At 64.6% G+C, this 13,905-nt stretch carries 2 protein-coding genes; both read left to right on the top strand.

The genetic code is table 11. The features are described 5' to 3' along the window. Positions 1–80: 80 nt before the first annotated feature. Entirely contained in the window at positions 81–1,190 is a 1,110-nt protein-coding gene (locus tag N8H71_RS06140; protein ID WP_085683943.1) for a substrate-binding domain-containing protein, read from the top strand. Between the two features lie 198 nt (positions 1,191–1,388). Further along, entirely contained in the window at positions 1,389–13,889 is a 12,501-nt protein-coding gene (locus N8H71_RS06135; protein WP_262193296.1) for a filamentous hemagglutinin family protein, read from the top strand. Positions 13,890–13,905 lie beyond the last annotated feature (16 nt).

The raw sequence follows: 13,905 nt of genomic DNA, 5'->3' as shown, positions 1-13,905 counted from the left end.
GTCGGCGGTGAGTCTTCCCAGTGTCATGCAAGACCCCTGAAAACCTGTGTTCACAACCAACGTTGAAAAGGAGATTCTTCATGTTCAAGCGCACTCTGATCGCAGCTTCCCTGACCGTCGCTGCCCTGGCTTCCGCCCAGGCCATGGCCGCCAACGTAACCGGTGGTGGCGCGACTCTGCCTGCCGCTCTGTACAAAGGCTCTAGCAACAGCATCCTGCCAGCCAACTTCAGCTACCTGGGTACCGGTAGCGGCACCGGCAAGACCGCTTTCCTGACCAACAACTCGGCACTGTTCAACACCACCGGTTCGGTTCACTTCGCCGGTAGCGACTCGATCCTCAGCGCTTCGGAAATCAGCACCTACAACACCAACTTCGGTGCTTCGTACGGCCCGCTGATCCAACTGCCTTCGGTGGCCACTTCGGTTGCCATTCCGTACAAGAAATCCGGTCAGACCGCTCTGAACCTGACCAGCGCTCAGCTGTGCGACGTGTTCTCCGGCACTGCCAAGACCTGGGGTCAACTGCTGGGCAACTCGGATGCCACCCCGGTTCGTGTGGTTTATCGCACCACGTCCAGCGGCACCTCGGAAATCCTCACCCGTCACCTGAACAACGTCTGCTCGACCAAGTTCTCGGTCAACTCGACCTTCGCCAACTCGCTGCTGCCAGCCGGCACCACATTGCCATCGAGCTTCGTCGGCGTTGCCAACACTGCTGACGTCGCTGTTGCAGTGAACGCGGTTGACGGTTCCATCGGTTATGTCGGTCCGGACGGCGTGAACGCCAGCAGCAACGCCGTGGTGTCCCGCGTCAACGGCGTGCAGCCGACCCCGGCCAACGTGACTACCGCGCTGTCTTCGGTTGCACTGCCAACCACTCCGTCGAACCCTGCCCAGTGGGCACCGGTTGTCGCCAACCCATCCAGCGGTTACCCGATCGCTGCCTACACCAACCTGATCTTCGGCCAGTGCTACAAGGATGCAACCGTGGCCGCTGACATCAAATCCTTCCTGACCACTCACTACAGCGTGCCGGGCAACGCTGCAGCGACCATCAACCACGGCTTCAGCGTTGTTCCGACCAACTGGAAAAACGCCGTCACCGCCAACTTCATCACCAACACCAGCGGTAACAACCTGGACATCAACAACGCCAGCGTGTGCAACGCTATCGGTCGTCCTTTGTAAGCTTCGCGTTAGTCCGCAACACGAATGGCAGCCCTTCGGGGCTGCCATTTTTTTTGCTCGTCACGGATGGCCGGGGCGGGCAGTTACACCTCATTCATGAAGTTTGTGTGACATCGGTTCGGTCGCGTCCCTCGCCAACCGCCTATGTCGTAACAGCAGGTTGTCGCCGACCTGCGGCAATCAAAAGGACTCGTAGTGATGCTCGCTCGCCCATCCCGTCGCCATACCCGCGCTCAGTCGTTAAAACGTGATGCCATAGACCCGGCGCTGTGGCTGCTCAAGCCGCTGGCCCAGGCCGTGGCGTTGTGTCTGGTGGCGGGCGGCGCGCAGGCGCAGACGGCGTTCAGTTCGAACTGGTTCGCCGCCAAGGGCGCTGCGCAGCAAGCGGCGGCAGCCCGCCCGAGCAGCGGCGGTTTGCCGGGCATGACCCCGCCGCTGGCGCAGCAGCAACGGGCCAACCAGCAGCTACAGCGTTCGATACAGACCTTGAACAACACGGTCGCGGCGATTGCCGCGCAACAGGCTGCGCAGGCGGCCGGGCGCGCAGCGGCGCTGGGTTCGGTGCAGGTGGTGCCGGACGGTCTGGGCGCCGGCGGTCTGCAAGTCGATAACAGCCTCGCGCAAGGCTGGCAGAACGCCAAAGGCCCGCAGCAGACCCAGGCCGACGGCAAGACCAACGTGCGCATCGAGCAGACCGCCGACAAGGCGATTCTCAATTGGGAAACCTTCAACGTCGGGCGCAACACCACTGTGGAATTCGCCCAGCAGGCCAATTGGGCAGTGCTCAACCGGGTCAACGATCCGGCCGCTCGCCCGAGCCAGATCCAGGGCCAGATCAAGGGCGCCGGCACGGTGATGCTGATCAACCGCAACGGTATCGTGTTCAGCGGCAGCAGCCAGGTCAACGTGCGCAACCTGGTGGCCGCCGCGGCGAACATCACCGACATTCAGTTCCGTGATCGCGGCCTGTATTTCGACAGCAGTGGCAGCCAGCCGACGTTCACCGACGCTGCCGGCAAGGTGCTGGTCGAGCGCGGCGCATCGATCCAGACCGCCGGCCCCGCGACGTCCACCGATGCCGGCGGCTACGCACTGTTGCTCGGCAGCGAAGTGCAGAACGACGGCAGCATCAGCACCGCCAAGGGCCAGACCGTGCTGGGCGCCGGTGACCGCTTCTACATCCGCAAAGGCTCGGGTACCGAGGGCAACGGCTTTTCCACGACCTTCGGCAGCGAAGTGATTCCCGGCTTCAACAGCGGCAGCAGTGCCGGCAAGGTCAGTAACAACGGCTTGATCCAGGCCGCCACCGGCGACATCACCCTGACCGGCCACGAAGTCGTTCAGAACGGCGTGCTGCTGGCCAGTACTTCGGTGGCCACGCGCGGTACCATTCACCTGCTCAACCCGGCGACCGATACCAGCGGCAGTGTCACGCTGGGGCAGGGCAGTGCCACGGCGATCATGCTCGATAGCAGTGATCTGACCGCACTCGACAGCCAACAGAAAGCCGCGCTGACTGGCGTCAGCCCCAACAACAAGGTGCGCAGCGATCAGTCGCGCATCGAGATTCAAAGCGGCGGCAGTGTCGAGTTCCAGAACGGCTCGATCACCCTCGCCACCGGCGGCCAGGTGGCCGTGGCGGCAGGGCGACGCAGCCTGGTACGCGACGGGGCGCTGATCGATGTGTCCGGGGCCATCGGCGTGAAAGTCGCGATGGAAGCCAACAACATCAAAATCAACGTCCAGGGCAATGAGCAGCGCGACGCGTCGGTCAACCGGGAAAAAGGTGCGCTCAACAGCAATGACGTGTGGGTCGATGTGCGTGAGCTGGTGTATGTGCCGGCAGGCACCAACGGCTATGCGACGGATCGCTGGTACACCGCCGGTGGCTTGCTTGAGGTCGGCGGCTATCTCGGCACTCAGGGCCACAGCATCGGCGAATGGATGGCCCAGGGGGGCGCGGTGAGTTTTGCCGGCAACGATGTGGTTACCGAGAAGGGCTCGTTGATCAATCTGTCTGGCGGCACGCTCGATGTGCAGAGCGGCGAGATCCGCCAGAGCTGGCTGCGTGGCGCCGACGGGCGCCTGTACGAAGTCTCGCGGGCACCGGGGGACATGCTCTACACCGGCCTGTACAAAGGTTATGAGGACAGCAGCGAACGCTGGGGCCAGACCAACTATTACTACAGCTCGTTGATTGCCCCGCGATCGCGCCAGGAATCCGGCTACACCGTCGGCCGCGATGCCGGGCAACTGGTGATCGGCACGACCAATGCGGTGCTCGACGGGCAGTTGCTCGGCGAGGTGTATCAGGGTGAGCGCCAGACCCAGGCCCCGCGCGCGCCGCTGGATGGCTATGCACAGAGCCAGACCGCGCTGGCGCGTCGGGCCCAACTGATCGTCGGCAGCTATGACCCGGCGTATGTGGCGGCGGCCGGCGGCTTGCTGTACGGGCTGAATCCTTTGCTCGATCAGGTGCAGATCGGTGGCGAACCGATGCTCGCGGACGCTGACCGGGATCTGCTGACGGCGGTCTCCGACACGCGCAAGGGCAAGCTGTTCCTCGATGCCGGGCAACTCAACGGCTTCAAGCTTGGCACGTTGAAGGTCGCGACCAAGGATCGCATTAGCCTGGACGCCGCGTTGCAGGTCGATGCCGGCGGCGAGATCACCCTGTACGGGCCGGATGTCCAGGTCAATGCCGACCTGAGCGCCCGTGGCGGCAGTATTCGCCTGGGTAACGTGCTCAATCAATTGCAGGCCAGCAGTGTCACCGACACCCGAATCACCCCGGCCGCTGGCCATCCGGAACGGGTCACCGTGGCCCATGGCGTGCAACTCGATACTCGTGGGCTGTGGAGCAATCAACGCAGCAACCCCGACGACGGGGCCAGTCTGGCGTGGCTGGACGGAGGGTCGATTTCGATCCGCAGCAGCGGCGATATCGATGTCCAGAGCGACAGCCTGCTCGATGTGTCTTCCGGCGCGGCGATTCTGGCCAGCGGCAAGACCCGCGGCGCCAAGGGCGGCAGCGTCACGCTGGAGTCGGCAGCCAACAGTGCCGCCGGCACTTCGCAACTCACACTGGATGGCGAGCTGCGCGGTTACGGCGTGACGGGCGGCGGCACGCTGTTGGTGCAGGCCAACAAAGTGATGATCGGCGCGGCTGACGAAGCGCTGGCGAAATCGACGCTGCAACTGGCGCCGAGCCTGTTCAGTAAAGGTTTTTCGGCCTACAGCGTGATAGGCCTGAACGGCCTCGAAGTGGCCCGTGACACGCAGGTCGATGTGACCACGCCGGTCTATCGTTTTACCGACGATGCCGCGAACCAGGTCAGTGGCGGCGATCCGCGCACGGCGCTGGAGCTATGGACACCGGCGCTGTTTCAAGAGAACCCGACCAAAGCGCTGTTGACCCAGCGTGCCGGCGCAAGCCTGTCGCTGCAGGCCGGTCCCACCCTTGTGGGGCTGATCGACCCGCGCAACGCCACATTGAGCCTCGGCACAGGTTCACGTCTGAGCGTCGATCCCGGGCAACGTATCAACCTGCGCGGGGCAGGGCAGATCACTGTTGACGGTACGCTGCAGGCCTGGGGCGGCACGATCGATATTCGCCAGCAGCAGTTCGGCAACATTGACCCGGCTCAGAGCCAGCAGGAAGCGCCGATACAGGCGCACAACCGATCAATCTGGATCGGTGAACACGCGGTGCTCGATGTGGCGGGGCGCGCCGCCACGGCGGCCGATGCCTTGGGAAGGGTGTATGGCCAGGTCGGGAAGGGTGGCAGCATCATCATTGGCGGTGAAATCGATTCGAAGAAAGCCACGGCAACTTCGGCCGACGCTTATGTGATCGTGCGCCAGGGCGCGCGGCTTGACGCTTCGGGCACCCAGGCGGTGCTGGACATTGCCGGGCAGGGCCCGACCACGGTTGCCACCGACGGCGGGCGTATTTCCCTGAGTTCCTACAACGGCCTGTTCATCGACGGCGACCTGCGTGCCGCAGCCGGTGGTGCCGGCGCTGGCGGCGGGCGGCTGGACATCGCCCTGGAAACGCCGCTGTACCGCCTCAACACCGCCAGCAACGAGGTTCGTCGGCCACGGGAAATCATCATCGGCCAGGGTGTCGGCAAGACCACCCTGGCGACCGGTCTTGAGCCAGGCGAAGCCGCGCCCATGCTGACTTACGGCAGTGCCCGGCTGAGCGCCGATGCCTTGATGGCCGGCGGCTTCGATCATCTGGGGCTGCTGAGCAATGGCCTGGTTTCGTTCGATGGCGACGTCAACCTGCATCTGAATCAGAGCCTGAGCCTGTATGCCGGCGCGATTTCCCTGGCCGAAGGTTCGAGCGGTAATGCGCGAATCAATCTGTCTGCGCCTTACCTGCGGTTGCTGGGTCCGGGCGCGTATTACGACTCCAGCGCCTTTATCCGGCCTCGGGTCATGCACGCGCCGACGCCCGATATCTCGGCGGCGCAGTTCACCGCCAGCGCCAACCTGCTGGATATCGGTAACAGCCTGTCGTTCGGCACCAAGGGCAATATCCTGCAACTCAATGCGCCGGCCCTTGAGGTCGGTCGCCGCAGCTTTGCCGACGTCACGCTGGCCAGTCAGGGCGACCTGCGGTTCATCGGCTCTACCACGCAAACCTATGCCGACCTGTGGACGGCGGGTGACTTGAACCTTGGCGCCGCGCAGATTTATCCAGTGAGCGGGATCCACGCCCGGGTCCGCGCCGGCTTCCAGCAGCAGACCGATCCTGGCGACGGCACCTTGCGCATTTTCGCTCAGGGCGGCACGCCGACGGCATTGCCTTACTCGGTGTTCGGCGAGTTGATCCTCGCCGCCAGCCACATTGAGCAAGGCGGGGTGGTGCGGGCACCGCTCGGCCTGATCACTCTGGGTGAGAGCAGCAAGTCGGTGCAGACCCGCGAGGTTGTGTTGTCGCCCGGCAGTCTCACGTCAGTCAGCGCCGCCGGACTGGTCATGCCTTATGGCGGCACGACTGACGGCATCGACTACCGCTATAACGGCAGTTCGGTGCTGTTGAGGGGCATCGTCGGCACCACGACGGGGGTGGCCGTGCAGTCGCAGTATCTGGATGTCGCGCAAGGCGCGGTGATTGACCTGTCGGGCGGGGGCGATCTGCGCGGTGCCGGTTTCATCTCCGGGCGTGGCGGCTCCACCGATGCCCGCTACAACCCGCTGGTGCGCAATGCCGCTGACGGCACGTTCAGCCTGCCGGGCCTGGCGAGCAATCCGGTCTACGCAATCTTGCCGGGCAATCAGAGTGTCTATGCCCCGTTGGTCGCCGAGGCTGGCGCGGTCGATCCGCGCATCGGTCAACAGGTCACGATCGGTGCGGGCGTGCCGGGTTTGCCAGCCGGCACCTATACCTTGCTGCCTTCGACGTTTGCCTTGCTGCCTGGGGCGTTCCGGGTCGAGGTCAACGGCCAGGCGGCGCCGGCGGCCATGGGTGGCGCGCTGCAAATGCGCAATGGTTCATGGACCAGCAGCGGCCGGATGTCGATTGCCAATACCAGTGTGCGTGACAGTCTGCCGAGCACGCTGACGTTGACGTCAGCCGATGTACTGCGCCGCTATTCGCAATACAACGAAACCAGCTACAGCCAGTTCATCACCAGCGACGCGGTGCGGCGGGGAGTACCACGCGCACTGGCACCGATGGACGGCAAAACCCTCGAGCTGAACCTGCAGCATGGCGAAGAACATGCCATTGCCCTGGATTTCAACGGGCAGGTGTTGTTCAAGCCCGCCGAGGGCGGCGTGACGGGCACGGCCGTTGTGCGCGATCCGTCTTCGGGCATTCTCGAAGTGCTGGGCGCCGGCCATGAGCCGACACCGGATTTTCGCGGTGTCTCGCTGTCTGCAGACAGTCTCAACCGGCTGAATGCCGGACGTCTGGCCATCGGCGCTGCGCCGACCGTGGACTACGGCGCCGGCGGTAATATCGTGACCTTCACCAGCGGCGGCTCGGGCAACGACATCTTCTTGCGTGAGGGGGCGATCCTCTCGGCGCCGGAAGTGCTGCTGCACACCCATAACATCGGTGGCGGCATCACCGTCGAGGCGGGGGCAGGGATCAACACTCTGGGGCGCGGCGAGGTCTCGTTCGACTCCACCGACGGCTTTGTCTATCAGCCGGGACAAGCCAGTCTGTTGCTGGTTTCCAATGGCTGGAACAATGTGCTGGCACCAGAGAAAGCCGTCGACCGTACCGGTTCCGGCAGTATCCATATCGGCACTTGCACGCTGGCGCCGTGCAGCAACCCGGCGATCCTGTATTCCAACGGCAGTATCACCGCCGCCACCGACAACCACTTCGAACTCGATGAGGCGGTGCGTTTCGGCACCCGCCATCTGACCCTGGCGGTCGGCGCGGTCAATGTCGGCAATACACAGGCACTGAGCGATGCGGCGAATCGCGTGCCGGTCGGTCTGACCCTGAGCCAGAACGTGCTCAACCGTTTGCTGCAGGGCGACACCCGGTTCGGGGCACCGGCCCTGGAGTCGCTGAACCTGACCGCTCGCGACTCGTTCAACTTCTTTGGCACCACCACACTCGACACGCTGGATCCGCAAACCGGCCAGAGCAAACTGCAGAATCTGATCCTGACGACCCCGGCGATCTACGGCCAGGGCGGCAGCGACGACGTAGCCACCTTGCGTACCGCCAACCTGATCTGGAACGGTGCCACCCAGGCGCCGGGAGCATTGGTCAGCGGTGGCGCGGGCTCCGGACGCGGCACCCTGCAGATCGAGGCGCAGCGCATCGAATTCGGCTACGGGCCGAATCCGCAGCCTAGCGGTCTGGATCAGAATGACCGTTTGGCGCTAGGTTTTGCCAACGTCAACCTCAGCGCCAGCGAGCGCATCACCGCCAACCACAAGGGCAGTCTTGCGGTGTATCAGGAGCAGGGCGTGTACGACCCGGTGAAGGGTTACGCCTACAGCGGCGGCAACCTCACGCTGCGCACGCCGTTGCTGACGGGTGAAGCCGCGTCGATCAATACGTTCAAGGCGGGTAATAACCTGACCCTGACCGGCAGCGCTACCGGCGCGGCAGCCGATGCGCTGGGCGCGGAACTGACCCTGGATGCCCGCAATGTCGTCCTCGACAGCCGGATCGCGCTGGCCAGCGGCAAACTGGTGGTCAAGGCTGAGAATGACTTGTCCCTGACCGGCAATGCGCAGCTGGATCTGGCCGGACGCACCTTGCCGTTCAACGACGTCAACAAATACAGCTGGGGCGGCGACGTGTTGCTGTTCAGCAACAGCGGCAATATCCGTCAGGCGGCCGGCTCGCGCATCGACCTGTCGGCGCAGAACAATCAGGCCGGCAATCTCAGCGCAGTGGCGCTGGCGGCGGGCGCCGGGGTGGTCGATCTGCAAGGCCGGATCCTCGGCGCCAGCAGCGGTCATTACGATGCAGGCGGCACTTGGGTGCCGTACAAGGCCGGGGGCGTGGAGATTCGTGCGCAGCAACTGGGGGGTGATCTGAATCAACAATTCGCCGCACTCAACCAGCGCCTGAACGACGGCCAGGTGTTCGGCAGCCGCAGCTTCCAGTTCAAGCAGGGCGATCTGCTGATCGGCGATGGTTTGCGCGCCGGCGAGGTCAATGTCTCGCTGGACAATGGTCACCTGAGCGTGGCCGGCACCATCGACGCCAGTGGCGAGCGGGTCGGCAGCATTCGTCTGTCCGGCAAAAACGGTTTGACCCTGGGCGGCAGTTCGGTGCTCGACGCTCACGGTCGAGTGCTGCGGGTCGACAGCTACGGCAAGATCATCGATGCGCCGAACCGGGCGATGGTCGAGCTCGATTCCGGGGCCGGGGTGCTGACGCTGGCCTCCGGCGCGAGGATTGATCTGCGCCACGGCACCGATGCCGCGTTGGGCAGTCTGCCCGGACAAAACGATGGTCGCGCACGGGGCACCCTGGAGCTGAACGCGCCGCGTCTGGGCGCCGGTGATATTGCGATCGATGCCAATGGCGCACTGAACATTCAAGGCGCGCGCTCCATTGGCCTCAACGCCGTGCGCCGTTACACGGACGCTCGCGACGGCGTTGATCCCGCAGCGAGCGGCCGGCCGTATCAGGTGATCGATCAGGCGCTGTTCGATCGGATTCATGGCGACAGCGACGCCTTCATCAACGCGGCACTGGGCAACAGTGACCTGCTGCAACGCAAACTGGCGGGATTGAACAACGCGACCTACCGCGATGCCTTCCATCTGCGCCCGGGCGTGGAAATCGCCAGCAAGACCGCCGACGGCGATCTGCTGGTGGAAGGCGATATCGACCTGTCGCGCTATCGCTACGCGAGCCTCAACCCGCACACGCAGAAAACTGCGTCGTATGGCTCCGGTGAGTCGGCGAGTCTGGTGATGCGTGCCGGTGGCAACCTCGATATCTACGGCAGTATCAACGACGGTTTCGCGCCGCCACCGGAAACCGTGGATGACGCCGGCTGGAAACTGCTGCCGGGCGTGCAGCCGTTCGGTGGCGATCTGATCGTGCCGGGCACTGGCGTGACGCTGGCCGAGGGTACGCTGTTCCCGAGCGGCGCGACCTTGAACTACGACTTGCCGATCCAGGCGGCCACCTTCGCCAGCGGCACGTTGTTGCCAACCCAGGCGGTGCTGGCCGGTGAGTACACCTTGAATGCCGGCAGCGTGTTGCCTGCCGCCATCCACGATTCGGCGGGCAACTTGCTGTACGCCGCCGGCACGCTGCTCACACAGAACGTGACCTTGCCGATCGGCAGTCGCCTGGGCGCCGGTACCCGTCTGGAAACTGCCACCGCGCTGCGGGCCATGAGCTGGCCCAAAGGCGTGCCGCTGCCGGGCACGCTCGGTGCGGATAACGTGATTGTCGGGGTCAAGTTGAGCAGTGCGCTGGCGCTGCTGCGCGGTTCGCTGATCCCCTCGATGACGGACGTGGTGCTGGCCGACGGTACGCCATTCATTGAGCTGCGCGGTTATATCAACACCACGCAACAAGGTCGTAACTGGGCCGTGGCGAGCATGTTGCCGGCGGGCAGTACGTCGTGGTCGATGCGTCTGGTGGCCGGCTCCGATCTGGATGCCGCTGACAGCCGTGCGCTGAAACCGCTGACCAGCGACGGCAACCTGCGCCTGGCCGATACCCACTACGGCTTGAAAGTGACCGAGAAAAAACTCGACACGACCTGGGTCGACGGCAACCCGATGGGTTATCCGGAAGGCACGGTGGTCAGCGATGATGAGCTGTATCTGTGTGACGTGTTCCCCGGCGCCTGCCTGGCGCCGGCCAAATTCCTCTGGGTTGAGGGCAACATTGCCGGGATGCCGGCGGGCACCCCGGTGCTTGAGGCCGACCTGTGGTGGTGTGATGCGGACCCGTTTTCCTGTGCGCCGAACAAGGGCGGGATCAGCACCACGACCCACTCGCAGATGTTCAGCGTGTTGCGCACCGGCACCGGCGATCTCGACCTGTTGGCAGCCGGCAACCTGAGCATGGATTCGCCGTTCGGGGTATACACCGCCGGCACCCAATCGAGCGACGTCGATCCGCGCTACAACCTGCGCCGTGGCACCTTGACCGACAACGGTTCGGTGCTGGGGAGCCAGGGCGCCGATTACGAAAAATGGGTCAATGGCGGTAGCGACAGCCTGTATCAGGCCTGGTATCCGCAGGGAGGCGGCAACCTGACGATCAATGCCGGCGGCTCGGTGTCCGGCGACGCCGTGGGTCGTCGAGGCCTCAACCCCCTGGCCGAGCTTCGCGAGCAAGTTGCCAGCGTCTCGGTGGGCAACTGGCTCTGGCGCCAGGGCACCGGCAACAGCGATGTGCCGACCGCCTGGTGGATCAACTTTGGCAGCTATGCAACCCAACCCCTGCCGGATCAAGGCACCGATAGTGGCCCTTATCTGGTCGGCTTCACCGGTTTTGGTGCGCTGGGCGGCGGCAACGTCAGCCTGCGCGCCGGCGGCGACGGCGGCATGCTTCGGCCATTGGGCGACAGCGGGTTGAACCCGCGAAGCCAGGGCTTGATCGTCGCGGTCGGCAGCACCGGACGGGTCGGCAGCGACGGCAGCCTGCAATTGACCGGCGGTGGCGACATGGACATCCGCATCGGTGGCTCGCTCAATCCGTCGCTGCAAGCGAGCGTCGGGCGCAGTGGCAACGCCTCACCGAACCATGACTTGCAGGGCGCCTTGATCAACCTGCGCGGCGCGGCGCAGTTGTCGGGCGGGGCGCTCGGCGCAATCAATCTGCAATACGGTGCGGCACCGGCGTTGCAGGATGCGCGCGAAACCCGGGCCTTCGACCCGTTCACCTCGACCCTGGGCATTGCCTCCGGTGGTCTGGTCTTGATCCCCGGTGACTCGGGCATGCGTCTGAGCACGCGTGGCGATCTGGTGCTCGGTGGCGCGGCGGACCCGGGGCGCGTGCGTCTGCAAAACAGCACGCCGTTCACCGATGCCGCTGGCGTCGTGCATGGCGGTGGCGGGCTGGCGGGCTTCACGCTGTGGACCGATCACACTGCTATCGATCTGTTTTCAGCCGGGGGCAATCTGACCCCAAGCACCCAGTTGGCCGAGACCAGCACGGCAGGGCCGTTGACGAATCGCAACAGCTCGCCGAGCGACCTGCGGTTTGTCTATCCGTCGATCTTGCGCGCCGTGGCCGCTCAGGGTTCGATCTATGCCGGCACGTCAGCGGTGTCCGTCTCCAGCGCGTTTCCTGCTGCACCGGATTATTCGCTGGTGCTGGCACCTTCAGCCGCTGGCCAACTGGAAATGCTCGCCGGCGACTCGATTTACGCCGGCGGCTATGCCATCGATCAGTCCGGCGCAAGCCGGGCCGCCATCGCCACGCCGTTCGCGCCGGCGTTCAGCGGTTATGCACAATACGGCAGCAGCAAGCCGCTGCTGAGCAATTACAGCGTTGATGGCGTGGCACCGAGTCAGAACCTGCGTTATCCGTTGTTTGCGTTCGGCGCCGACACGTATTCGGGCACCAGCGGTGTGCAGGCTCCGGCACGTTTCTACGCATTGGCCGGTGATCTGGTCGGCGTGCGCAGTGGTGAAACCTTGCGCTTCAGCAACTCACTGCGCACCTGGTATGTCGCGGCTGCGCCAGTGTGGATGCTGGCCGGGCGCGATATCGTCGCGGCCGGCACCGACCTCGGCAAACCGACTGCTGCGCCGTCGGATCTGGGCTGGAGCTCCGATACCATTGCCTCTTCGGGCAACCTGTTTGTCCATAACGATGCGCGTGATGTTTCGCGGGTCTCGGCGGGGCGTGACATTCTCTACAGCAGCTTCGACATTGCCGGCCCCGGCCTGCTCGACGTCAATGCCGGGCGCAATATCCTTATGGAAGATCGCGCGAGCATCACCAGCCTCGGGCCGATTGTGCAGGGCGATGGTCGGCCCGGTGCCAGCGTGGTGTTGCAGGCCGGCATCGGTGCACAAGGTGCGGATTACGGACGATTCATCGCCCGCTATCTGAACCGGGACAATCTCGCTGACGCGAATCTGTCCCTTGCCGCACAACCGGGCAAAGTGGTGAAAAACTACCTCGGCGAACTGCAACGCTGGCTGACCCTGGGATATGGTTTCAGTGGTAGCGAAGAGCAGGCGCAAGCGTTCTTCGCCGCATTGCCGGGTACCGAGCAAGCGATCTTCGCCCGTCAGGTGTATTTCGCCGAACTGCGTGCTGGCGGCCTTGAGTACAACGATGTCGATGGCCCACGCAAAGGCAGCTACTTGCGCGGTCGCAACGCCATTGCTGCGCTGTTCCCGACCACCGATGTGGCCGGCAACCCGATCCGTTATGACGGCGACATCACCCTGTACGGCGGAGCAGGGGTGAAAACCCTGTACGGCGGCGATATCCAGATGCTCACACCCGGCGGTGGCCAGGTGTTCGGCATCGAAGGCGCGGCGCCGCCCTCCACGGCGGGGATCATCACCCAGGGTTCGGGCAACATTCAGCTCTACTCCGAGGGCAGCATTTTGCTGGGGCAGAGCCGGATCATGACGACGTTTGGTGGCTCAATCCTTGGCTGGTCGGCCGAGGGCGACATCAACGCCGGTCGCGGTTCGAAAACCACCGTGGTCTATACGCCGCCAAAACGCGTGTACGACACCTGGGGCAACGTGACCCTGTCGCCATCGGTGCCGAGTACCGGTGCCGGTATCGCCACGCTCAACCCGATTGCCGAAGTGGCACCGGGCGACATCGACCTGATCGCGCCGCTGGGCACCATCGATGCGGGCGAGGCGGGGATTCGCGTCTCGGGCAACGTCAACATCGCCGCGCTCACGGTGGTCAACGCCGCCAACATCTCGGTGCAGGGCAAGGCGACCGGCGTGCCGGTGGTCTCGGCGGTCAACACCGGGGCGATCACCTCCGCCAGTTCCGCTGCGTCGTCGGCGACCCAGGCGGCGGAAGACGTCGCCCGTCAGCAGCAAGCTGCGTCGCGCCAGAACCAGGCTTCGGTGTTCACCGTGCAGGTACTGAGCTTCGGCAACGAACAACTGGCCCCGACCCGCGACGGCGCCAGCCGCGCACCGACACCGGGCTACAACCCCAACAGCCCGGTGCAGGTGCTGGGCGCCGGGGCGCTGGATGAGCAGGCGAAACAACAGCTGACCGAAGAGGAGCGGGGACAGCTGACGTTGTAAAGGACTCTCGTGTAGT

Origin of the sequence: Pseudomonas koreensis, assembly GCF_025447595.1 — a bacterium.
GTDB lineage: Bacteria > Pseudomonadota > Gammaproteobacteria > Pseudomonadales > Pseudomonadaceae > Aquipseudomonas > Aquipseudomonas koreensis_H.
The sequence above is the reverse complement of the archived record's forward strand: the minus strand, read 5'-3'. Positions and strand labels throughout refer to the sequence as shown.